Consider the following 23,440-nt stretch of genomic DNA (forward strand, 5'->3'; position numbering starts at 1 on the left):
TGGATTGTAGTGGTCTAATCATCCCGGACACTGTTTTAGGTGGTAGAGTCGCCACCATAATCTGAGGTGTTCAATGACAAGATTGCGTCGCTCATTTACTGCCAAGTTCAAACTGGAAGCCGCATCCCTGGTGGTCGACCAGGGGTATTCAGTCCCCGAAGCCAGCCGTTCCCAGGATGTCGGTGAAACCGTATTTTGCCGCAGGGTTCAGCAGCTTCAATCCAAACGCAGTGGCAGTACCTCAATCAGCAAAGCGCTGACTCCGGAGCAGCAGAAAATCCAGGAGTTGGAAACCCGTATCAACCGGCTCGAGCGCGAAAAGGGCATACTAAAAAAGGCTACTGCTCTCTTGATGGCGAATGGGGGAAACATTTTGGTGCTGCAACGAATCCTGGGTCATGCCTCTATCCAACAGACGATGACCTATGCTCATTTCACGCCTGATTTTTACAGGATGCAATGCAGTTCAACCCGCTCAGGGGGGGGCTGGTTAGGTGTGGAGTATCCACATCATTGACCACACCTTAGCGTTTATGGGTGGGAATGAAAGCTTATCAGAGCCCCTAGCCAAGCTGAGGTCCTTACGCTGTAAGTCAGGTAGAACAAGGCTTAGCGCCGTATGCCCTTAGTTTTAACGGGTTGGTGACTCTGATGGCGAAATGAATAAAAAGGCGCTTTGAGCGCCTTTTTTGTTGCCTTTTCAGTCAGTGCAAGATATCGCCACCCGACTGGCGCTTTTCTGCTAGAATATGCCCCCTGTGTGAGTCCCGGATCGACTCACGGTCCGGTCTCCCGGACCCAGTTTGCCGTCTTGTGCTAAGACGGGTGTAGCAATAGGTTAATCATGAGTTTTGCCGATAGTTTATTTTTCCTGATGCTGCTGGTTGCCGGCAGCGTGTTCTTCTCTCTCTCCGAGATCTCCCTCGCAGCCTCCCGCAAGATCAAGTTGCAGGTGATGGCCGATGAGGGCAACCGCCATGCCGAAAAGGTACTGGCACTGCAGGCCCAGCCGGGCAACTTCTTTACCGTGGTGCAGATCGGGCTCAATACCGTCGCCATCTTGGGCGGTATCCTGGGCGAATCCGCCCTGAACCCGGCCATCAAGGAGCTGGTCTCCGAGTTTTATCAGGGGCCCTGGCTGAGTGAAATCAGCTCGGCGACCTCCTTCGTGTTCGTCACCGGCATGTTCATTCTCATCGCCGATCTGATGCCCAAACGCCTCGCCATGACCATGCCGGAGCGGATCGCCGTGGTGGTGGTGCGCCCCATGCTGCTGTGCGTCACCCTGCTGATGCCGCTGGTGTGGTTGTTCAACGGCATGGCCAACGGCCTGTTCCGGCTGCTGCGCATCTCCATGGTGCGCAACGACGAGATCACCTCCGACGACATCTATGCGGTGATGGATGCGGGGGCCGAGGCCGGCGTCATCCAGCGCGAGGAGCATCAGCTCATCGAGAACGTGTTCGAGCTGCAGTCCCTCGGCGTTACCTCCGCCATGACGGCGCGCGAGAGCCTCATCTACTTCACCCTGCAAGAGGGGGAGGAGAGCATCAAGGCCAAGATCGCCGAGCACCCCCACAACAAGTTCCTGGTGTGCGACCACAACCTCGACAGCATCAAGGGCTTCGTCGACTCCAAGGAGCTGCTGATCCGGGTCATCAGCGGCCAGAGCATCGATCTCAACAGCGGCTCCCTGGTGCAGAACGTCATCATCATCCCCGACACCCTCAACCTCTATGAGGCGATGGAGTACTTCAAGAACCATCGCGGCGACTTTGCGGTGGTGATGAACGAGTACGCCCTGGTGGTGGGTATCGTCACCATGAACGACCTGATGAGTACCGTCATGGGGGAGTGGGCCACCCACGTGGTGGAAGAGCAGATAGTGCAGCGGGACGAGAACTCCTGGCTGGTGGACGGGGTGACCCCCATCTCCGACGTGATGCGTGCCTTCGACATCGAGGAGTTCCCGGAAAACCAGAATTATGAAACCATCGCCGGCTTCATCATGTACATGCTGCGCAAGATCCCCAAGCGAACCGACTCGGTCAAATACGCCGGTTACAAGTTTGAAGTGGTGGACATCGACAGCTACAAGATTGACCAGCTGCTGGTCACCCGGGTAGAGGCCACGCCGGCCGACAAGCCCGCTCAGGAATCGTAAAAGGAGCTCGTTAGCAATCATGAAGATGCAGTCTCATTCCCGTGCGCTGGCCTGTGTGGCGCTTGCCCTGGCACTCGGTGCCTGCAGCCAGAGCGCACCGCGCAAGGCGACCACGGTAGCCAAACCGGCAGCCCCCAAGGCAGCCGTGGTTATGCCGCAGCCGGATCCCGATGCGGTGGTGCAAAGCGCCGTGGCCGAGCCGAGCCCGGTGTTCGACGAGGAGTATCACGGCCCGGATCAAGGATCGCTCGAGTCGGTGACCGCCCTGTTTGCCCGTGGCTACATCGAATCGGCCATGCGCGAGACCATGCTGGCGGCGGTGCACAGCGACTATCCGCTGCTCGGCATGCGGGACGTGCGCCTGACCGACCCGGTGGCCAAGTTCCTTACCTCGGCCCAGGCCCGTACCACGGCCCACGACTACCTCTATGCCGGGGTGCAGCGCCGGTTGGGCCGCCCGCTCAGCCCCGCCCAGTGGGAGCAGATCTGGCAGGGGTATCCTCAGCAGGGTCGGGTCTCCGACTGGGTCAAACAGACCAAGCGGGTACTGGCCGGGCGTTGAGCCACCAGTTCATCTGTTGCCACAAGAGGCCACCTTAGGGTGGCCTCTTGCTTTTCTGCCTTCTGCGTTTGTGGTTTGGCGGTGATGCCGGTTGCCGTCGGGCTGGCTTTGCTTTATCTTATTTTGGCCATCTAAACATCTATATGTTTTTATGGCTGATTTGTTCAGGGTGACGATGGCGACGGGTTGCCGCGCCGCCGGGGCAGGCGCAACGGATAAAGCGCACAGTCCCGCACAGCAAGACAACAACACAACAAGAGACAAGACAGATGGATACGCAGGCATTGTGGATACTGGATGGCGGCATGGGGCGGGAGCTGGCACGGCGGGGCGCGCCGTTTCGCCAGCCGGAGTGGTCGGCGCTGGCCCTGATGGAGGCCCCCGAGACGGTGCGCGAGGTGCACCGGGCCTATGTGGCGAGCGGGGCCCAGGTCATCACCACCAACAGCTATGCGCTGGTGCCGTTTCATATCGGTGAGGCGCGTTTTGCGACAGAGGGGGAGGAGCTGGCGGCGCTGGCCGGTCAGCTGGCCCGCGAGGTGGCTGACGAACAGGCGGGCAGCGTGCAGGTGGCCGGCTCTTTGCCACCGCTGTTTGGCTCCTACCGCGCCGACCTGTTCGACGCGAAACGGGTGAGTGAGCTGGCGACCCCGCTTATTCGGGCGCTCTCCCCCCGAGTGGATTTCTGGCTGGCGGAGACCATGAGCCTCATCGCCGAGCCGCTGGCCCTCAAGGCCCTGCTGCCCGAGGATGGCAAGCCGTTCTGGGTCTCCTTCACCCTGGAAGACGAGGCGCCGGGCAGCGAACCGACCCTGCGCTCCGGTGAGCGGGTGGCCGACGCCGTCGCCGCCCTGGCGTCGGCCGGGGTGGACGCCATCCTGTTCAACTGCTGCCAGCCCGAGGTGATCGAAGGGGCGCTCAAGGTGGCCAGGGCCGGCTTGCAGGCCCTGGGGCGCACCGACGTTCGCCTCGGCGCCTATGCCAACGCCTTCCCGCCCCAGCCCAAGGAGGCGACCGCCAACGACGGGCTGGACGAGATCCGCACCGATCTGGGGCCGCTGGATTACCTTGGCTGGGCCGAGCGCTGGCGCACTGCCGGGGCGAGCCTCATCGGCGGTTGCTGCGGCATCGGGCCCGAGCACATTCAGGCCCTGGCCAGCCGGCTGCGCTAAGGAGAGACCATGAAAGAGAGCAAGATCGGGCTCTGGTCCCTCACCGCCCTGGTGTTCAGCTCCATGGTGGGGGCGGGCGTCTTCAGCCTGCCTCAGAACATGGCCGAGGTGGCCGGCGCGCGCGCCGTGCTGATCGGCTGGGGCGTTACCGGGGTCGGCATACTGGCGCTGGCGGCCAGCTTCCTCTATCTGTCGCGGCTCAGACCGGATCTCGACGGCGGCATCTACAGCTACGCCCGGGCCGGTTTCGGCGATCTGGTGGGCTTCTTCTCCGCCTGGGGTTATTGGCTGTGCGCCACCATCGGCGTGGTGGGCTATCTGGTGATCGCCTTCGCGGCCCTGGGCAGCTTCGTCGACACCCCGGAGCGGGTCTGGTTTGGCGAGGGCAACACCTTGGCGGCTTTTGTCGGCGAGTCCTGCATCCTCTGGGCGGTGCACCTGCTGGTGGTCCGTGGCGTGCAGCAGGCGGCCCTGTTCAACCTGGTGGCGACCCTGGCCAAGAGCCTGCCGCTGCTGCTGTTCATCCTGTTCGCCTGCTACTGGTTCGACCCGGTCACCTTCGCGGCGGATCAGCAGGGCAGCACTCTGGCAACGCCGGTCTCCGAGCAGGTGCGCAACACCATGCTGATCACCCTCTGGGTCTTCACCGGCATCGAGGGGGCGGCGGTGCTGTCGGCCCGGGCCAGAAACAGGCGGGACGTGGGCACGGCCACCGTGCTCGGGGTGGTGCTGGCGCTGCTGCTCTATGTGCTCATCTCGGTGCTGGCGCTCGGGATATTGAGCCGCCCCGAGCTCGCGGCCCTGCCCAACCCCTCCATGGCGGGGCTGATGGCCCAGATGACCGGCTCCTGGGGCAAACTGCTCATCAGCGCCGGCCTTATCGTCTCGGTGCTCGCCTCCTACGTGAGCTGGACCCTCTTCTCGGCCGAGGTGCCGTTCAGTGCGGCGCGCCACGGCGCCTTCCCGGCCATCTTCCGGCGCCAGAACCGCAACGGCACCCCCATTGCCTCGCTCTGGCTCACCAGCCTGACGGTGCAGGGCTGCCTGCTGCTGGTGTGGCTGCTTGGCAAGGGCTACACCAACCTGCTGCTTATCTCCACCTCCATGATCCTGGTGCCCTACCTGCTGATCGGCCTGTTCCTGCTCAAGCTCTCCTTGCGTAGGGAGGGTAATGGTCTGATGCGGGTAGTGGCGCTGGTGTCGAGCGGTTACGGTCTCTGGTTGCTCTACGCCGCCGGGGTGGAGTACCTGCTGCTGTCGCTTCTGCTCTACGGGCCGGGTCTGCTGCTGTTCCTCTACAGCCGGCGCCAGCTGGGGGCCGAGCAGCCCCTGAGCGGACGCGAGCGGCTGCTGGCCGGGGTGACGCTGCTGAGCCTCATTCCCGCCGTCTGGTCCTTTGCCCACGTTTGACCGGGTTGTGACCGGCAATGCAAGAGAGCGCCCAAGGGGGCGCTCTCTTTTTGTCTGCTGATTGCTTGCAGTGCGTGCTCAGCGGCTGGCGGGGCCGGCCGGCTTGCCAAACAGCACCGCGAGCTTCTGTCGCCAGGGCAGGCCCCTGGCCTCTTGCAGCATGTCGCGCCACTCGTGGAAGGTGAGGGTGAGCGGATTGAAACTGTGGATGGGCTTGGTGATGCCGAAGCGACACGGCTCGGCGGGGTCTTCTTCCACGAAGGTACCAAACAGCCGGTCCCAGATGATGAGCACTCCGGCGAAGTTACGATCGATATAGTTGGCGTTGCTGGCGTGGTGCACCCTGTGGTGGGAGGGGGTGTTGAAGATGGCTTCGATCCAGCCGAGCTTGCCCACCACCTGGGTGTGGACGAAGAACTGAAAACCCAGGCTCAAGAGCACGGTGGCCACCACGGCCTCGGGCGGGAAACCGATAAGGATCATGGGGATCCAGAACAGCCACATGCCGGAGACCGGGTACATCAGGCTCTGGCGAAAGGCGGTGGAGAGGTTGAGCCGCTCCGAGCTGTGGTGCACCACGTGGGAGGCCCAGAGCCAGCGCACATGGTGGCTCGCGAAGTGGAACAGCCAGTAGCAGAGATCCTGCAGCAGGAAGAGCAGCAACGGGCTCCAGACGTTCAGCTCTATGTCCAGCAGCCGCCAGCCCCAGAGGGAGTCGTAGAGGTAGGCGATGGCGATGGCCGCCAGCGCGTCGCCCCCCTGATGCATCAGCGCCAGGGTGGCGTTGGCGAAGAGATCCCTCCACTGGTAGCCGGCGCTGGGATAGGCGGCGCCATGCTTGCGCAGGTAGAGCATCTCCCAGCCGATAAAGGCCACAAAGATTGGCGAGAGGTAGAGCAGGAGCAGTTGCACATCCATGTCGGGTATCCAGTCAGAGCAATTGCTCTCCAGCATAAAGGATGAATGCAAACTTTCATTAACATTTTGCTGCAGTGGGTGTGTTCATCTGGAGCTTGATGTGGCATGTGGCCAGCGGCGGCCCATCAATTGGTATGACGACTCCCTGAGCGGCGGGTGCAGTGACTATGCTTGATGAGGCTTTCTACCTCTGGAGTGGCAGATGATGCGGCTGTGGTGTTGTTTGTTGATGGGGGTCTGCATACTGGCGCAGGCCAAGACCCGAGTCGAGATCCTGGCCGATGCCAACTATCCCCCCTACTCCTGGCAGGAGGGAGAGGAGGTCAAGGGGATCTATGCCGACATAGTGCGCAGCGTGACGGCCTCCATGGATGGCTACGAGGTGGTGATCAAAGCCATGCCCTGGCGACGGGGTCTGAGCATGGTGGAGCAGGGCAGCGCCTTCGCCATCTTCCCGCCCTACTACCAGCCAGACGGTCGCCCCTGGATGTGGCCCTACTCCCAGCCCCTGCTCGACGAAGAGCTGGTGGTGATGTGCGGCGCCGGGGTGGCCGTCAACACCCCGCAGGCGCAGTTCCCGACCGACTACTACGGCCTGCGCTTTGGCATGAATGCCGGTTTTACCATCGGCGGCGCCCCCTTCTGGCAGGCCATCAAAGAGCAGAAGATCGGGCTGGAGGAGGTGAAGAGCAACCGGGAGAACCTGCTCAAGATAGTGCGCGGCCGGGTGGACTGCACCGTCAACGACCGGCTCTCGCTGCTCTATGAGCTGCTCAGCATGATCAAGGGCAACCAGCTGGCAGTGGCCGATATGTCCCAGCTCAAGCAGGGGCCTGTGCTCAGCCGGGAGCAGGGGTTTCTCGGCTACAGCCGCAAGGGGGAGTTCGACTTCAAGGAGGACTTTGTCGAGCAGTTCGACAAGCATCTCTACGAACTCAAGAAGCGGGACGGGATCCGGACCATAGTGGAGCATTATCTGGGAAAGTCCCCACGCTGAACTGATGGTGGAGCCGGTCAGATTCAGCCTTCCCGTCGTGTCGGCCAAGCAACAGAGGGACTATGAGTCCCTCTGTTGCTTTTATAGTCAACCTGATTTTGCCCATATGACAATCGCGCTCCCTCATGCCTCACCACCATCTGGCGACTGGTCTGTTTGAAAATTCAATGTAACCTGTTGTTTTCAAATGGTTGATGAGGCAGTTATGCAGTGGGTGAAAAGAGGGGCTGTGATCGCCCTGTTGTGGAGTGGCGGAGTGTGGGCCGATCCCGCTCAGGAGCTGGTCAGTCTGCTCAACAGCGAGCAGCAGGCGGAGCAGCTGCAGGCCCAGATGCAGGCACAGATGATCCCGCTGATCATTCGGGGCGCCGGTGAACATGCACAGGAGTTGGCCCAGCACCGCGATGTACTGGAGGCCTGGTTTGCCCGTTATCTCTCCTGGCCGGCCATGAGTGCCGAGGTGGCCGCCATCTACCGCAAGCATTTCACCGAAGCCGAGCTCAAGGAGCTGATCGCCTTCTATCAGAGCCCGGTCGGGAAGAAATCCCTGGATACCATGCCCGCCATCTTTCAGGAGAGCTCGCTGGTGGGTAAATCCCTGGCCGAGCGCAATATGCCGGCACTGCAAACCATGCTGGATGAAGCAAAGCGCAAAGCGACAAAATAGACGCAGTCGGCAGGGTATCAACGTAAAGAGGGAGCCATGGGCTCCCTCTTTCTTTTTGTGCGTTATCCCTTAGAGCACCTGGCTCAGGAACTGGCGCAGGCGCGGGGAGGGGGGATTGTCGAAGAAATCCGCCGGCTTCTCGTCCACCAGCAGTTCGCCGCTCTCCATGAACAGCACCCGATCCGCCACTTCCCGGGCAAAACCCATCTCGTGGGTGACCACCACCATGGTCATCCCCTCGCGGGCCAGCCCCTTCATCACGTCCAGCACCTCGCCCACCATCTCGGGGTCGAGTGCGCTGGTGGGCTCGTCAAACAGCATGATGCGCGGCTGCATGGCGAGCGCCCTGGCGATGGCCACCCGCTGCTGCTGGCCGCCGGAGAGCTGGGAGGGGTAGCTCTGGGCCTTGTTGGAGAGCCCCACCTTGAGCAGCAGGGCCTTGGCGCGATCTTCGGCCTCCTTGCGGGGCAGTTTGCGCACCTTTTGTGGGGCGAGGCAGATGTTCTCCAGCACGCTCAGATGGGGGAAGAGGTTGAAGGACTGGAACACCATGCCCACCTCTTCCCGCAGCTTGTTGACGTCGCCGGGCTCGGTGAGGCTGATGCCATCCACCACGATCTGGCCGTCGTTGATGGTCTCCAGCTGGTTGAGGGTGCGCAGGAAGGTGGATTTGCCCGAGCCGCTTGGGCCGACAATGACCACCACTTCCCCTTCGGCCACCTGGGTGCTGACGTTTTTCAGGGCGTGCACCTCGCTGCCGTAGAACTTCTCTACACCACTGGCTTTGATAATAGGATCAGTTGCTGCGCGCATATTTCACCTCCAGACGGCGTACAAGGAAGGAGAGAGTGCCGGTCAGCACCAGATAGAGCAGGGCCACGGTGAACCACACCTCGAACGGGCTGAAGGTGGAGCTCACCACCTCCCGTCCCGCCTTGGTGAGATCCGTGATGGAGATGACCGAGACCAGCGAAGAGTCCTTGATCAGGTTGATGAACTGGCCCGCCAGCGGCGGCAGTACCCGCTTGAAAGCTTGCGGCAGGATCACGTAGCGCATGGTCTGGGCCGAGGTCATGCCAAGGCTTCTGCCCGCTTCCATCTGCCCCTTGTGGATGGAGCTGATGCCGGCACGGACGATTTCCGCCACGTAGGCGCCGGTGAAGACCGCCAGTGCCGCCACCCCGGCGGTGAAGCGATCCAGATTGAGTACAGTGCCGATAAAGAAGTAGACAATGAAGATCTGTACCAGCAGCGGGGTGCCGCGGATGAGCTCCACATAGGTGATCGCCAGGTTGCGCAGGGCCGGATTGGGGGAGAGCCGTGCCAGCCCCGCCAGGGTGCCGAGCAGGATGGCAAAGATGCCCGCCACCAGCGAGAGCTTGATGGTCATCCAGACGCCCCAGGCGATGGGGCCGGCGGTCCAGCTCAGCTGGGTGTCGAGGGTATCGCCGCGAAAGACGGTATCCCCCTGCGCCACCTGACCACCGCTGACGGCGATGGGCTGGCGCTGGTTGGGATCGAGATCGTTTTGCAGGAACAGCTTGCCCTTGTCGGCCTCGGTGGTGCCGGCGACCACGGTGCCGTCGAACTCGGCGTAATTTTTCTGCTCCGCCTGATAGGCGATGTATTGGGGGATCCGCTCCCAGCGCCAGGTGTAATCCACCGATTGCACGGCCTTGTAGATGCCGAACAGGGCGGCCAGCACGATCAGCAGAAAGACGCCGTGCCAGAGCAGTTGATTGGGTTGTTTTTCCATCTGTCTTGTTGGGTTGTGCACTGTCGCAACCTCGTTGTAGTTATTGTGTGGGGATCTGCGTGAAGGGGCGGCGGGCCGCCCCTTGCGAGGTTACTTGAGCTGATCAAGCCAGGCGGTGGATTCGAACCACTTCTTGTAGAGGCGGTCGTAGCTGCCGTCGCCCTTGATCTGGCGCAGGTAGTTGTTGAACCAGTTGAGGGTGTCCTGATCCCCCTTGCGGATGGCCCAGGCCAGCGGTTCGAAGGTGAACGGCTTGTCCAGATGCACCACGGCGCCCTTGTTCTGGGTGGCGAAGATGGCGTTGTAGGGCAGGTCGTAGACGAAGGCGTCGACCTTGCCGTTGATCACTTCCAGCTTGGCGTCATCCTGGGTTTCAAACTGCAGCAGGGTGGCTTTGGGGATCAGGCGCTTGACCGCCTGCTCGCCGGTGGTGCCGAGCTTGACCGCAATCTTGTACTTGGGGTCGTTGAGGTCGGTGAAGGACTTGATCTCGCCAGCCTTGTCCTTGCGCAGGACGATGGTCTGCCCGACCACGATATAGGGGTCGGCGAAGTTGACGCGCAGGTTGCGCTGGGGAGTGACGGTCATGCCGCCCATGATGACGTCGAACTTGTCGGTCAAGAGCGCGGGGATGATGCCATCCCAGGCGGTGTTGACGAACTCCACCTTCACGCCCATCTCCTTGGCGACCATCTTGGCCAGATCCACGTCAAAGCCGATGTACTGGCCCTGCTTGTTGGTCATCTCGAAGGGTTGATAGCCGGCGTCGAAACCGACCCGCAGCACGCCGCGCTCTAGCACGGCATCCAGGGTGGAACTGGGGGCCGCGTTGGCCAGCCCGCACAGCAGCAGGGTAGAGAGAATGAGTTTTTTGATCATAAGTGACGTCTCTGTCAAAAGTGTGTTCAGCCTTGAACCTGATCCCGTGCGACTCCGTGGCACAAGAGACTGCTGCATCCGGCAACAGGGCAAGACAGGATTATTGTCTTGATTGAGGCGAAAGCCCCATATGGGATTCTATTCGCCACCAGCTGAGTGAAAAATGTACCAAATGCCGATTGTGCCAGATGACTCAATAGGTTAGTGGCGCATTTTTCCCGTGGCGACACTCATAAAATCACACGAAAACAACATATCTATCTAATGGGGCGGGTTCAAGCCCAAAATGTATTCAGCACATTTTGTTACAAGGGGACCCGCCGTCAGCAGTGCCAATTGCTGCTCAGCCGGCTGGCGTGCGCCCACAATCAGCTTCACATAAGTGGTAAAGGGAGTTGGCAGAGAGGTGTGGGTGGCAGGCGCAGACCGGCTGCGCCGCGATCAAATCAAGAGACGGGTCGGTTAGCCGGGGGGAGTCAGGCCACCTCGCGAGGGCGGGGGGCCTGCGCCTTGAGGAAGGGGAGCAGCAACAGGGCGGAGACGCCGGCCGCCACCGAGATGACCACGAAGAAGCCCTGCCAGTGCCAGATCTCCATCACCTTGGCCAGCGGATAGCCCGACAGCGCCGCCCCCATGTAGGCGAACAGGCCGACGAAGCCGGTGGCGGCCCCCGCCGAGTTCTTGTGGGAGCACTCCGCTGCCGCCATGCCGATCAGCATCTGGGGGCCGAACACGAAGAAGCCGATGGTGAAGAAACAGGCCGCCTGCATCACATAGCTGAAGAAGGGCATCAGCCACAGCGACCCCACCGAGAGCAATATCCCCACCGCGAAGATGAGGTTCATGGGCCCGCGGTTGCCGTTGAACAGCTTGTCCGACCCCCAGCCCGCCACCAGGGCACCGATAAAGCCCCCCACCTCGAACATGGAGATGGCCGAGTTGGCGCTCATCAGATTGAAGCCGCGCTGCTCGGTCATGTAGAGGTTGCCCCAGTCGTTGATGGCGGTGCGCACCACGTAGACCAGCACGTAGCAGCAGGCCAGCAGCCAGATGTAGGGGTTGCCGAGCACGTACTTGCGCAGGATCTGGCGATGGGAGAGGCCGGCATCCTGAGTCTGCTGGGCCAGCTCCAGCGCATCGCTGCGCCACTCGCCCACGGTGGGCAACCCCATGGCGCTCGGGGTGTCCCGCAGCCGCCAGCAGAGAAATAGTCCCGCGACGATAGCGATAAGGCCGGGCACTATCATGCCGTAGCGCCAGCCGTGCTGCAGGGCGAGGGTGCTGACGATGAGGGGGATGAGCGCGCCGCCCACGTTGTGGGCCGTGTTCCAGGCCGACCACCAGAAGCCACGTTCGCTGCGCGAATACCAGCTGGTGAGCAGCTTGGAGCAGGGGGGCCAGCCCCAGCCCTGGAAGAAGGCGTTGGCAACCCAGAGGGCGGCGAACAGCCACAGCGACGACGAGAGCCCGAACAGGATATTGATGACCCCGGTCGCCATCAGGCCGAGGCCCATGAAGTAGCGCGGGTTGGCGCGGTCGCTGATGATGCCGGAGAAGAACTTGGAACAGCCGTAAGTGATGTAGAACAGGGTCCACAGCATGCCGATGTCGGCCTTGGCCAGCATGCCGCTGGCCAGCATGTCCGGCATGGCGAAGTTGAAGCTCTTGCGGGTGAAGTAGAAGACCGCGTAGCCCAGGTACATGGTCAGCAGTATGTGCAGCCGCCAGTGGCGATAACAGGCGTCGATCTCGGCCTGATCGCGGATGAGGGGCTGAGGCGGCGCACTGCGCATAAAGCTCAGCATGGAAGCGCTCCCGGCCGGAGAGTTGGCTTATTCATGGTTTTCCTCCCGCTTGCGATCGGGCAGGGTCACGGTCAGCTGGGTGCCGTGTACACAGGAGAGTTGCAGCGAGCCCCCCAGCGCCTGCACCCGCTCGCGAATGCCGAGCAGGCCGTAGCCCTGGGGCGTGCGGTGCTCGGGCAGGCCGCAGCCATCGTCTTCCAGCAGCAGGGTCAAACGCTCCCCCTGACGCTGGGCCCGGATGGTGACCGAGCTGGCGTTGGCGTGTTTGACCACGTTGTTGAGCCCCTCCTGACAGACCCGAAACAGGGTGACCCGCTGGGCATCGGAGAGGCCGGCGTCCGCCAGTTGCCACTCCAGCCGGGTAACGATGCCGCGGCGCTCCAGCTCAAGTTCGCGCAGCAGGGCGCGCACCGCCTGCTCCAGGCTCATGTCGTCGAGCTGGCGGGGGCGCAGCCGGCCGAGCAGGCCGCGCACCGCGTCGTAGATGCCAAGCGACAGGGTCTCGATAAGGGCGCTGCTCTGGCCGACCCCGGTGTTGTCAGGCGCCAACCGGCGCGCTATGCCGGCCTGGGTGCGGATGGCGGTGATGGTCTGGCCGATGTCGTCGTGCAGCTCGCGCGCCACCTCCTTGCGGATGCTCTCTTCGGTCTCCAGCAGCCGCTCGGTGAGCTGGCGGTTGTGGGCGAGCTGGCGGGTCAGCGCCTGGTTGAGCTCGCGCTGGCGCTGGATGCCGGCGCCGAGCAGCAGGCCGGTGAGGCTCTGGGCCAGCAGGGAGAGCAGCAGATCGAGGGGGTGATCGTGCCAGGCCTGGCCAGCCATCAGCGCCACCGTGTTCATCAGGGTGGCGAGCAGGGCCCCCTGCCAGCCGTAGCGCCAGGCCATGGCGATGATGGGAATGGCCAGACAAAACGGGGTGAAGCGCACCAGCGAGTCCGGCAGGCCGAGCTGCAGCCAGAGGCTCAGCACGAACAGCAGCAGATACCAGACCAGGTGGCGAAAGCGCCAGTCCACCGGTTGATCCACCAGCGCAGGGCCGAGCGGCACCCAGGTGGCGCGGGTGAGGTAGTGCCAGATCAGCATGCAGGTGGAGGTGAGGGTCAGCCCGCCGGTGAGGGTGAGCAGCAGGGCGGTGAGGCCATCCTCGCCGGCCAGATGCCAGAGCAGGGATTGCAGCCCGGCCGCCACCGTGACGGTGGCCAGCAGCACCAGCAACTGCTGCCAGTCGTTGCGCACTGGTTGGCGGCGGGCGATGAGCAGCGGCAGCAGGGTGAGCAGGCTGCCCGCCTGAATGAGCGGCCACAGCGGCAGTCCCACCTCCTGGTTGAGCCAGTAGAGCAGCAGGGATTCGCACAGCAGCAGCGGTGGCCAGTAGGCGAGCGGGCTTTGCAAGAGCAGCCCCAGCCGCAGGCCGAAGGGGAACAGCAGGGCCGCCAGCATGGGTGAGCCCGCCAGGTGCAGGCCAATGCTCCAGAGGCAAAACCAGCCGGCGGCAAAGATGAAGCAGGCCGCCAGCGAGATGGCGACATAGCTGGCCAGACGAGCGATCACCAGCTGTCCAGCATGCGGTGGGCCAGCTCCACGTTGTTGCTGACCTTGAGCTTGTCCATCAGGTTGGCGCGGTGCACGTGCACCGTCTTGGGGGAGAGGCCGAGCTGCTCGGCGATGGCCTTCACCTCCAGTCCCCGCGCCAGCAGCTGTGCCACCTCCCGCTCCCGATTGGTGAGGGGATCCTGGCTGTTGCAGGCGAGCTTTTGGGCGATGTCCGGGGTGAGGTAACAGCCGCCGTGGGCGGCGGTGCGCACCGCGGCGATCAGCTCGTCCGGGCTGCAGCGCTTGGAGAGGAACCCCTTGGCGCCGGCCTGCAGGGCCTGCTCGATGAGGGCCGGGCTGTCGTGCACCGACAGCATCACCACGGCCAGCCCCGAGGGGAGGCGCTTGAGCAGGTCCAGCCCGGATTGATCCGGCATGGAGATGTCGCACACGCACAGCTGTACCCCGCTGCCGGGCAGACCCGCCAGCGCCTCGGCGGCGGAGCCAAATTCGCCCACCACCCGCAGGTCGGGTTCGAGATTGAGCAGTTGGGCAAAACCGGAGCGGACGATCTGGTGATCGTCGATTAGGGCAATCTTAATCATGATGTCAGCCTGAAATCTGCGGCCAGGGTGCTGGCGCGGCCAACAAGATACCTGCCCCCTCGTCCCGGCTCAAGTGAAAGCGGGACCGGAGGGCAGGATCGGCGCCACTTCTGCGGCAAAGCTTGATCGGGATCAGCTGCAGGGGCACGCCCGGCGCCGTCATGCAGGCTGGCGCGTGCCCGGGGTGGCTAGCGGTGCAGCTCGCCGGCACGCTCCGGCTGGTAGACCACCTCGAGGATCTCCACCTGGATGGTGCGACCGGCCGGGCCCGGCCAGGCGATGCTGTCACCCACCTTGAGCCCGAGCAGGGCGCTGCCGACCGGCGCCAGCACGGAGATCTTCGACTCGTCTCCCTGTACGTCCCGCGGGTAGACCAGGGTCAGGCAGAATTCGTTGCCGCTGCTCTGCATCTTGAAGCGCACCGTGCTGTTCATGGTCACCACGTCCGGCGGCATGTCGGCCGGTTCGCGGATCTCGGCGCGGTCCAGCTCCTCCTGCAGGGCCAGGTGCTGGGGATGGTTGCCGAGCAGTTGCTCGATGCGGTCGAGATCCAGGCTGGAAATCACGAGATGTGGCTGTTTCATAAGATATTCCTTATCAATGGGTCTGATGGCTAGGATGACGGGCAAGCTGGCCGAAAAAAGAGTGTGCGATACGAAAAAACAGATCGGGAATGCGATGCCCCCAACGACTCGCTGTCAGGGGCGAGGGCGGGGGCTCAACGGGGTGTGAGCAGACTTGACAAAATCATGAGCGCTTTCATGGGGATACCATAACCATTCTGAACTGCTTTGGCAATTCTCCTGACAAGCTTGTCAGGGCGCCTGGTAATCGTACTGCTTGATGATGCGCGCCAGGCTGCCGTCGTCGCGCATGGCGGTGATGGTCTGATACCAGCGGGTCGCCTCGGCGGTTGGAAAATGGGGGCTGGCAGCCAGGTACAGGGGAGATTGTTGCAGGGTTTCGCCGCGCACCAGATCCGCCAGCGGCAGGCCGGCCTGCTGCTGGTTGTAGCGGGCGCTGTTCCAGGCCACTGCCCAGCCTTGGATGCGGCCCAGCGCCAGCTTGTCGGCGTTGTGGATCTCCTCGGCCACCAGCGCCTGTTTCACCTGCGGATAGGGTCGCAGCAGACTCTGGCCAAAGGAGCCGCGCATCACGCCGACGGTGAGGCCGGGCAGGGCATTGATGGTGAGAGGGGTCGGGTGGTATTGGCGATGACTGACCAGCACGAAGGCCTCGTCCATCAGGGGGACAATCCAGAGAAACTGAGGGTCGCGCTGGGGGCTGCGCACCGGCGGCACCAGCAAGACATTCCGGCGATAGCGGGCCTGGCTGAGGGCGCGGGCCAGCGGCATCAGCTCGATGATCAGCGGCTCCTTGAGCCGGCGGGCGGCCTCTTCCAGCACCTCGATGACCATGCCGCTCGGGGCCCCCTGATTGGAGCGGATCACATAAGGCGGGATCTCGGCGGCGATGACCACCACGGCCCGGGCCGGCAGGGCGGAAAAAAGTAGGGAGCAAAACAGCAGCAGGAGAGCGGAAATTCGCATGGCAGACCTGATCCGGGATGAGTACCCAGAGTGTACCACCCCGTCGGCACAAGTCAGCCCACCCTGTTCGGGGCGTCCCGTCAGTCGAAGAAATCTCGCAGATCCAGGGTCTGGTAGCCCTCCAGCTGCTGCCAGGGCAGGGTTTTGGGCAGGGATTTGAGGGTCACCTCCATCCGGTAGCTGCGATAGCCGTCGAGGCTCGCCGACTCCACCACCAGCGGCAGCTGCCAGCGGCTCGACCAGAGGATGCGGGTGCGCTGCTTGCCCTCGTGCTTCTCATACCAGCGCGCCTGCTCGGGCGCCGCCTCGTCGAGGGGGGTCATCTCCTGCAGCAGGGCCGGGTTGATGAGGTGGCGGATCCTGGGCCAGTCGGGCTTGAAGGCCACCTGGCCATACTCCTCCTCCGGTACCTCCACCAGCTGGTTGTGCCAGTTGTCGGCGTAGCGCAGCTGCAGCTCATCCTGCTGGTTGCGGGTCACCCAGCGCGCCGCCATCTGGTGGGTAAAGTGCTTGTGGCCCGGGGTGGCATCGTGGGCGGCGTGGTAGGCACGGGCCAGGGGGAGGGGAATGAGCCGCTGGCTCCACACCTGGTCGCCGACCCGCAACCATTTTTCCTGCCACTGGCTCTCCTTGCTGATGCCGTCGCTGCTGGTCACCCTGTCCTGATAGCGGATGCGGGCAGCCAGGTCGGGGACTTCGTCGGCCAGGAGGGGAAAAGAGAGGCTGCAACCAAGCAGCCACAAGGGTAATAAATATCGCATCATGCCGTCTCGCTCGAGCGAGCAGGGCCCGGCATCTGGCCGGGCCCTGTCGTTTACAGACCGAGCGCCTCCTTGAGCTTGCCGAACACCTTGGTGTTGTCGAGGGTGCCCTTGAAGCGGCTACTGCCGGCGCCGTCGGCAAACAGCATCACATCGCCGCCGCCGTGAGTCTCGGAGCCTAGCTTGACCCCGGTCTCTTGCAGGTAGTCGTCCGCCATCACCTGATCGCTGGTGAGTGTGGGGCGCACGTCGGCGCGGTTGGGACCGTTGCCGAACACCAGGGTGGTGAACGGTTTGCCATCCACGTCGTTCTGGGTCGAGCCGTCGCCATTTTTCACCAGGTCCAGCACCTTGTTGCCCTTGGCGGAGTAGCCGTTGATGGTCATGGTGTGGTCATGGTCGGCGGTGACCACGATCAGGGTATCTTTCAGATCCACCTTGCCGAGCGCCGTCTTGACCGCCTCGTCGAGCGCCACCGCGTCGGTGAGCGAGCGCTTGGCATTGGTGCCGTGCAGGGCGTGATCGATGCGACCCCCTTCCACCATCAGGAAGTAACCCTGACTGTTCTGGCTGAGCAGATCGATCGCCTTGGCGGTCATCTCCGAGAGGGAGGGCTGGGTGCTTGCCGCCCCCTTGGCGACCCGGTCCAGCTCGTAGTCGAGGTGGGACTTGGCGCTGAACAGCCCAAGCACCTTGCCCGAGTTGACGCCAGAGAGCTCATCTTTGGTGGTGACGTAGTGGTAGCCCTGGGCAGTCAGCTCGGCGGTGAGATCCCGTCCGTCGGCGCGACCGCCCTTGTTGCTGGTGCTGTTGTAGGGCGTCCAGTGGTTGGCGCCGCCCCCCATCAGCACGTCGACCCCGTCACCCAGCGCGGTGTTGAAGCCGGCGCCGCCCGGTACCGCCTGCTCGGCGATGGCGTAGGCGGCATCCCGGTGGCAGATGTGGGAGTAGGTGGCGGCCGGGGTGGCATGGGTCAGCTCCGTGGTGGTGACGGCTCCCACCGACTTGCCGGCCGCCTTGGCCAGTTCGAGAATGGTGGGCACCGGCTTGCCGTTGTCGCTGGTGCAGTTGTTGATGCCCTTGTTGCCGTTGACGTCCTTGCCGGGCGCGACGGCCTTGGTGTCGCTGCTCATGGCGATCACCTCGTTGTTCATCTTGACCCCGGTGGTGTAGGCCGCCATGGAGGGGGCCGAGTCGGTGGTCTGGGCATCATTGGAGAAGGTCTTGATGCGGGCGCTGCGGGCCAGCTTCATTATCTCCAGATTGCCCTCTTCCCCCACCTTGTAGAGGCGGGTGGCGGTGAGCACGGTGGGGCCCATGCCGTCACCGATAAACAGGATGACGTTCTTGGCGTCGCTGGCCTGTGCCTGGGCCGCGCCGCCGAGGGCGGCCAGCAGGGCCGTGCTGACGAGGGTTTTTTGCAGTTTTTGTTTCATGGCGCTTTTCATTGGAATGCTCCTTACAGCCCGGCCGCAGCCTTGACCTTGCCGAACACGGCGGTGTTGTCGAGTGAGCCGTGGAAGCTCTCCGCTCCCTGGCCGATGGCGCCGAGGAAGACGTCGGTGCCGCCGTGGGTCTCGTTGCCTATCTCGCCTACCTTGACCACCACCTCCTGGTGATAGTCGTTGGCAGAGACGGTGGCGTCGTCCAGCGGTGCCACGCTGCTGCGCGGACCATCCACCCGGTTGTAGCCGTTGCCAAAGCCGATGATGGTGTAGGGCATGCCGTCGGCATCCTTGCTCGGTTCGCCGGTTTCGTAGTTCTTCACCAGCCCGAGTACGCCTGGGTTGTCGGCGGTGGTCTTGCCGGTCCGCTTGGCGTAGCCGTTCAGTACCAGCGTGTGGTCATGGTCGGCGGTGACCACGATCAGGGTGTTTTTCAGCTCGGGATCGGTTTTCTTCACCTCGTCGATGGTCGCCTTGATGGCGTTGTCGAAGGCGAGGGTGTCCTGCAGGGCACGCTTGGCGTTGGTGTCGTGCAGGGCATGGTCGATGCGACCCCCTTCCACCATCAGGAAGTAGCCCTGTTTCTTGTCCTTGAGCTGCTTGATGGCGGCCAGGGTCATCTGGGTCAGGGAGGGCTCGCTGGCGGGTCGGTCCAGGTCATATTTCATGTGGCTTGAGCCAAACAGCCCCAGCAGCGGCTTGCTCGCATCGGCCTGGTTCAGCTCGTCCAGGGTTGCGGCAAACTGATAGCCCTTGGCCTTCATCTCGTCGATGAGGTTGCGGCCATCCTCGCGCTTGCCCTTGTCGGCCTTGGGCAGGAAGAAGCTGCTGCCGCCGCCGAGTACCACGTCCACGCCCTCTTTGAGGGCGCTGTTGTAACCGGCGCCGCCGGGTACCAGCTGGGCGGCGATGTCCGCTTCCAGATCCCGGTTGCAGAGGTGGGCGTAGGTGGCGGCCGGGGTGGCGTGGGTCACCCGGGTGGTGGTGACCACGCCGGTGCCGCGACCGGCTGCCTTGGCCAGCTCCAGCAAGGTGGTGACCGGCTTGCCGGCGCTCTTGCTGCAGTCGTTCTCCTGGGTGGCATCGCCGTCCATGCTGATGACACCGTTGTTGCTCTTGACCCCGGTCATGTAGGCGGACATGGAGGGAGCCGAGTCGGTCACCTGGGCGTCGTGGGAGAAGGTCTTGATGAAGGCCGTCTCCGGCAGGGTATCGATGGTGAGGCTGCCCTCTTCACCGACGCCGTAGATGCGGGCGGCGGTCAGGGTGTTGAGACCCATGCCGTCGCCGAGGAAGAAGATCACGTTCTTGGCACCGGGCTCGGGCGCACTGCTGTCGTTGTTGGAGTTGCAGCCGGCGGCCAGGGCGGCGCCGATCATCAATGCAAGTCCTGCCATCTTTCTCATTGGGGTTCGCTCCTTGTAAAACCTGAGCGCAGCCTAGAGGTCGCAGATGACACTTTTAGTGAAACTGGATGACAATCCGATGAAGGTGTTGCGTGAATGTTATGTTGTATCAATAGCTTATCTATCAATAGCCAGGGCTGGCCACATCGGCTGACGCGGGGAGAGGGCGGGCGAAAATCTGGCCGGTTTGCCGGCTGGCGGCTAGAATGGCCTGTCAAATCGGGGCGGGTGCAGGTAAAATGCGCCCCCTTGCGACGCCCTGCGTCCGCCATCGCCCGCCGCTCGCGCCACCGCAAGCCCGCGCCCGCAGTCCCTAGATGAGAGTAACGGATATGTCCATCAACTGGTTCCCCGGCCACATGCACAAGGCCCGCAAAGAGATTGCCGAGGTCATGCCCCAGGTCGATGTCATCATAGAGATGCTCGACGCCCGCATCCCCTTCTCCAGCGAAAACCCGCTGGTGCCCGAGCTGCGCGGCGATACTCCGGTGATCAAGGTGCTCAACAAGGCGGATCTCGCCGACCCCGAGATCACCGCGCTGTGGGTGGCCCACATGGAACAGGAGAAGGGGATCAAGGCATTGCCCCTGACCCAGCAGGAGCCGGAGAAGATCAAGCAACTGCTGACCCTCTGCCACGAGATGCTGCCGGAGCGCAATCTGGAGCTGCGCGGCGTGCGCGCCATGATCATGGGCATTCCCAACGTGGGCAAATCGACCCTGATCAACACCCTGGCGGGGCGCATCATCGCCCGCACCGGCAACGAGGCGGGGGTGACCAAGTCCCAGCAGCGGATCAAGCTCGACAACAACGTCATCTTGACCGACACCCCGGGCTTCTTGTGGCCCAAACTCAACCCCCCCTCCTGCGGCTATCGGCTGGCCATCACGGCCGCCATCAAGGACACCGTCTATGACTATGCGGACATCGCCATGTTCGCCGCGGACTACTTCCTCAAGGCCTATCCGGAGCGGATCCAGGCGCGCTATCAGATTGACGCGCTGCCTGAGACCGAGATCGAACTGCTGGATCTGATTGCCCGCCAGCGCGGCTTCATGCGCAAGGGGGGGCTGTCGGATCTGCACAAGGCGTCCGAGATCCTGATCAACGAGTTCCGCTCTGGCCTGCTGGGCCGCATCTCGCTGGAGACTCCGCAGATGGTGAGCAGCGAGATCGTGGAGGCCGATGCCGAGGCCGAACAGAAGGCCAAGGAGAAGGCGGAGCGGGAAGAGGAGCGCCAGGCGCGGGCCCGCCGCAAGTACGCCAAGAAGCGTCAGCGCTGACTGGCGTTGTGCCAAGTATATAAAGAAGAGGCGACCCGGGGTCGCCTCTTCTCGTTATGGCGTCCTGGATTGAGGGGGAGGCCAAGAGGCCGACAGGCAACCGGCATCTGCTCGTCATCATGGCCAAAGAGTCCGTGAATCAAGGGGATAGGTTGGGCGCCGAACAGTGCCGTGCTGCACCGCACCAGCAGCATTCGATAAAACCTTGCGATCCTGCTTTCAGTGCCGATTGACAATGGCATTGGCGGTGGCATGATGCGCTCGCATTTTTGACTCTCCTCACGGTTTTACCCATGACCATATACACCCGGCCAGTGCTGTTATTGCTCTGTGGCCTGTTGCTGCTGACCCTCTCCATCGCGGTGCTCAATACCCTGGTACCGCTCTGGCTTGCCCATGAACAGCTGCCGACCTGGCAGGTGGGCATGGTCGGCTCCTCCTATTTCAGCGGCAACCTGCTGGGCACCCTGCTGGCGGGCACCTTGATCAGGCGCTGCGGCTTTAACCGCAGCTATTACCTGGCCTCCGCCCTCTTTGCCGCAGGTTGTGTCGGGCTCGGCATTACCCTTGATTTCTGGAGCTGGCTCGGCTGGCGATTTATCGCCGGTATCGGCTGCGCCATGATCTGGGTGGTGGTGGAGAGCGCGCTGATGTGCAGCGGCAACGCGCACAATCGGGGCCGTCTGCTGGCCGCCTACATGATGGTCTACTACCTGGGCACAGTGCTCGGCCAGCTCTTGGTCAGCAAGTTGCCGACCGGCCTGATGGAGGTACTGCCCTGGGCGAGTGGGCTGATCCTGGCGGCTATCCTGCCGCTGTTGTTCACCCGCATCGTCAGTGAGCGCAGCGAAGCGCAGGGCTCAACCCGGGTCTGGTCCATGTTGCGGCTGCGTCAGGCACGGCTCGGGGTCGATGGCTGCATCATCTCCGGCATCGTGCTGGGCTCCCTCTACGGCCTGATGCCGCTCTACCTGAATCATCAGGGGGTGAGCGATGCCGGCATTGGTTACTGGATGGCGGTGATGGTGAGTGCCGGCATCCTGGGGCAGTGGCCGGTGGGTCGGCTGGCGGACAGGTTCGGTCGCCTGCCGGTGCTGCGGGTGCAGGTGCTGGTGGTGATCCTGGGGTGCGGGGCCATGCTCGGCGGCGTGGCGATGGGGCCGGCGCTGTTCATCCTGGGCGCCGCCGGGTTTACCCTCTATCCGGTGGCCATGGCGTGGGCCTGCGAGAAGGTCGAGCACCATCAGCTGGTGGCCATGAACCAGGCGCTGCTGCTGAGCTACACCATCGGCAGCCTGCTCGGCCCGGCCTATACCGCGCTCCTGATGCAGCACTTTTCGGACAACCTGCTGTTCATCATGATCGCCGGTGTGGCCTTGCTCTATCTGCTGATGTTGCTGCGCCCCATGGGGAAACACTCGACACCGGTGGCCCACGCCTGAACTGTGGTCGGCAGCAGGGCACCATCCTCGCTTCCCGATAGGGGGCTGGATGGCACGCATATAAAGCAGAGGCGGCCCAGGGGCCGCCTTGTTGTTTGCAACGGTTGTCAGGCAGAGATTAACGAAGAGATAAACGGCTAGCCGTAGCGTTTGTTCGCCTCTTCAAACAAGGACATATGCAGCGGGATCAGCTGTTGCCAGTCACGGCGGTAGCCGCCGCCCGGTACGGCGGCAATGGGCAGCCCGTGCCGTTGTGCGCAGTCAAAGACCATGGCATCGCGCTGGCGCACCCCCTCATTACTCAAGGAGAGATAGCCAAGTTCGTCGGCATGATGCACGTCCACCCCGGCCTGATAGAGGATGAGGTCGGGGGCGTAGAGCCGCAACGCCAGATTGAGCGCCTCTGCCAGCGTGGTGAGGTAGGCATCGTCCTCCATGCCGCTTGGCAGGGGGAAATCCATGTGGGAGGCGGGCTTGTGGCGGGGAAAGTTGTGCTCCCCGTGCAGGGAGAGGGTGATGATGTCGCGCCGATCCTGGCACAGGGCGGCACTGCCATCCCCCTGATGGACATCGAGATCGACGATCAATACCTGTTCGCAGCGCCCTTCATCCAGACAGGTCTGGGCGGCGATCACCAGATCGTTGAACAGGCAAAAGCCGCTGCCAAAGTCCCGGTGGGCGTGGTGATAACCACCGGAGATCTGCAGGCCGCAGCCTTGCGCGAGGGCGTGTCGGCTGGCGGCAAGGGTGGCCCCTACCGAGCGCAGGGTGCGTTCAATCAGCACGGGGGACCAGGGAAACCCCAGCTGGCGAATGGCATCCGCATCCAGGGTGCCGGTGAGGGCCGCTTCCACATAGTCCGCATCGTGCACTCTCTCTATCTGGGCGCGACTGGCGGGCGCGGCCTCTGCCAGCGGATAACCCAGGTTTCCCAGCTGTTCAAACAGCGCCTGGTATTTGGCCAGCGGAAAGCGGTGGCGCGCTGGCAGGACCAGGGCGGAGTAGAGGGAATGATGGAAGATGCGCAGTGACATGACGCCGGGGCCTTGTGAGCAGATATGAAAAAGGGGAGCCAGGCTCCCCTTGTC

General features: G+C 63.1%; 21 protein-coding genes and 1 pseudogene. 9 read left to right on the forward strand and 13 right to left on the reverse strand.

Features of this window, described 5'->3' with window-relative positions; translation table 11 throughout:
- Positions 1–73 precede the first annotated feature (73 nt).
- The 5 genes and pseudogenes from ACB031_RS08065 to ACB031_RS08085 form a co-directional block, all read left to right on the forward strand.
- Positions 74–415, forward strand: a pseudogene (locus tag ACB031_RS08065) (transposase); the annotation flags it as partial.
- Positions 416–844: 429 nt separating this feature from the next.
- On the forward strand, positions 845–2,164 hold the full coding sequence (locus tag ACB031_RS08070) for a hemolysin family protein (RefSeq protein WP_010633484.1): 1,320 nt from the start codon (positions 845–847) through the stop codon (positions 2,162–2,164).
- Between the two features lie 19 nt (positions 2,165–2,183).
- Positions 2,184–2,726, forward strand: coding sequence for a hypothetical protein (locus ACB031_RS08075; RefSeq protein ID WP_021463090.1), 543 nt, complete (start codon positions 2,184–2,186; stop codon positions 2,724–2,726).
- Positions 2,727–2,995: 269 nt separating this feature from the next.
- Positions 2,996–3,898: a homocysteine S-methyltransferase family protein gene (locus tag ACB031_RS08080; protein WP_371139330.1), complete on the forward strand. Its 903-nt coding sequence runs from the start codon at positions 2,996–2,998 to the stop codon at positions 3,896–3,898.
- 9 nt (positions 3,899–3,907) lie between these two features.
- A complete protein-coding gene (locus ACB031_RS08085; protein WP_371139331.1) occupies positions 3,908–5,308 on the forward strand; it encodes a basic amino acid/polyamine antiporter in 1,401 nt (466 codons plus the stop codon).
- A gap of 78 nt (positions 5,309–5,386) precedes the next feature.
- Here ACB031_RS08085 and ACB031_RS08090 read toward each other — a convergent pair whose 3' ends face one another.
- Positions 5,387–6,226 carry a sterol desaturase family protein gene (locus tag ACB031_RS08090; RefSeq protein WP_371139332.1) on the reverse strand — a complete coding sequence of 280 codons (840 nt, stop codon included), beginning with the start codon at positions 6,224–6,226 and terminating at the stop codon, positions 5,387–5,389.
- A gap of 229 nt (positions 6,227–6,455) precedes the next feature.
- Between ACB031_RS08090 and ACB031_RS08095 the strand changes: the two genes are divergently transcribed.
- The gene (locus tag ACB031_RS08095; protein WP_371139406.1) at positions 6,456–7,223 is read left to right on the forward strand and encodes a substrate-binding periplasmic protein; all 768 of its coding nucleotides are present in this window, start codon (positions 6,456–6,458) and stop codon (positions 7,221–7,223) included.
- Between the two features lie 229 nt (positions 7,224–7,452).
- Positions 7,453–7,890, forward strand: a complete 438-nt coding sequence (locus ACB031_RS08100; protein ID WP_017765600.1) for a DUF2059 domain-containing protein — start codon at positions 7,453–7,455, stop codon at positions 7,888–7,890.
- Between the two features lie 69 nt (positions 7,891–7,959).
- Here ACB031_RS08100 and ACB031_RS08105 read toward each other — a convergent pair whose 3' ends face one another.
- The 11 genes from ACB031_RS08105 to ACB031_RS08155 all read right to left on the reverse strand — a co-directional run bounded on the left by ACB031_RS08105 (position 7,960) and on the right by ACB031_RS08155 (position 19,627).
- On the reverse strand, positions 7,960–8,703 hold the full coding sequence (locus ACB031_RS08105) for an amino acid ABC transporter ATP-binding protein (RefSeq protein WP_371139333.1): 744 nt from the start codon (positions 8,701–8,703) through the stop codon (positions 7,960–7,962).
- Positions 8,687–9,646: an amino acid ABC transporter permease gene (locus ACB031_RS08110; protein ID WP_041203158.1), complete on the reverse strand. Its 960-nt coding sequence runs from the start codon at positions 9,644–9,646 to the stop codon at positions 8,687–8,689. Before ACB031_RS08110 ends, ACB031_RS08105 begins: the two co-directional genes overlap by 17 nt.
- Before the next feature lie 90 nt (positions 9,647–9,736).
- On the reverse strand, positions 9,737–10,525 hold the full coding sequence (locus ACB031_RS08115) for a transporter substrate-binding domain-containing protein (protein WP_019838861.1): 789 nt from the start codon (positions 10,523–10,525) through the stop codon (positions 9,737–9,739).
- A 476-nt stretch (positions 10,526–11,001) separates the two neighbouring features.
- Positions 11,002–12,330, reverse strand: coding sequence for an MFS transporter (locus tag ACB031_RS08120; RefSeq protein WP_010633493.1), 1,329 nt, complete (start codon positions 12,328–12,330; stop codon positions 11,002–11,004).
- A gap of 27 nt (positions 12,331–12,357) precedes the next feature.
- The gene (gene uhpB, locus ACB031_RS08125; protein ID WP_371139334.1) at positions 12,358–13,878 is read right to left on the reverse strand and encodes a signal transduction histidine-protein kinase/phosphatase UhpB; all 1,521 of its coding nucleotides are present in this window, start codon (positions 13,876–13,878) and stop codon (positions 12,358–12,360) included.
- The gene (gene uhpA, locus ACB031_RS08130; RefSeq protein WP_371139335.1) at positions 13,875–14,465 is read right to left on the reverse strand and encodes a transcriptional regulator UhpA; all 591 of its coding nucleotides are present in this window, start codon (positions 14,463–14,465) and stop codon (positions 13,875–13,877) included. The genes uhpB and uhpA overlap by 4 nt, the downstream gene beginning before the upstream one ends.
- Before the next feature lie 188 nt (positions 14,466–14,653).
- Complete coding sequence (gene rnk, locus ACB031_RS08135; RefSeq protein WP_005302721.1) at positions 14,654–15,049, reverse strand: nucleoside diphosphate kinase regulator; 396 nt, start codon at positions 15,047–15,049, stop codon at positions 14,654–14,656.
- A 231-nt stretch (positions 15,050–15,280) separates the two neighbouring features.
- Entirely contained in the window at positions 15,281–16,015 is a 735-nt protein-coding gene (locus ACB031_RS08140; protein ID WP_371139336.1) for a substrate-binding periplasmic protein, read from the reverse strand.
- 80 nt (positions 16,016–16,095) lie between these two features.
- On the reverse strand, positions 16,096–16,779 hold the full coding sequence (locus ACB031_RS08145) for a hypothetical protein (RefSeq protein ID WP_371139337.1): 684 nt from the start codon (positions 16,777–16,779) through the stop codon (positions 16,096–16,098).
- A 50-nt stretch (positions 16,780–16,829) separates the two neighbouring features.
- On the reverse strand, positions 16,830–18,224 hold the full coding sequence (locus ACB031_RS08150) for an alkaline phosphatase (RefSeq protein WP_371139338.1): 1,395 nt from the start codon (positions 18,222–18,224) through the stop codon (positions 16,830–16,832).
- A gap of 11 nt (positions 18,225–18,235) precedes the next feature.
- Positions 18,236–19,627, reverse strand: coding sequence for an alkaline phosphatase (locus tag ACB031_RS08155; RefSeq protein WP_024942425.1), 1,392 nt, complete (start codon positions 19,625–19,627; stop codon positions 18,236–18,238).
- 332 nt (positions 19,628–19,959) lie between these two features.
- Here ACB031_RS08155 and ylqF point away from each other — a divergent pair, with 332 nt between their 5' ends.
- A complete protein-coding gene (gene ylqF / locus ACB031_RS08160) occupies positions 19,960–20,910 on the forward strand; it encodes a ribosome biogenesis GTPase YlqF (protein WP_371139339.1) in 951 nt (316 codons plus the stop codon).
- 293 nt (positions 20,911–21,203) lie between these two features.
- Positions 21,204–22,352, forward strand: coding sequence for an MFS transporter (locus ACB031_RS08165; protein ID WP_010633501.1), 1,149 nt, complete (start codon positions 21,204–21,206; stop codon positions 22,350–22,352).
- A 137-nt stretch (positions 22,353–22,489) separates the two neighbouring features.
- On the opposite strand, the gene ACB031_RS08170 is transcribed toward ACB031_RS08165, so the two are convergent.
- Positions 22,490–23,386 carry a histone deacetylase gene (locus ACB031_RS08170; RefSeq protein WP_371139340.1) on the reverse strand — a complete coding sequence of 299 codons (897 nt, stop codon included), beginning with the start codon at positions 23,384–23,386 and terminating at the stop codon, positions 22,490–22,492.
- Between the last annotated feature and the right edge of the window lie 54 nt (positions 23,387–23,440).

Source organism: Aeromonas sp. S8(2024), from assembly GCF_041403085.1.
GTDB lineage: Bacteria > Pseudomonadota > Gammaproteobacteria > Enterobacterales > Aeromonadaceae > Aeromonas > Aeromonas dhakensis.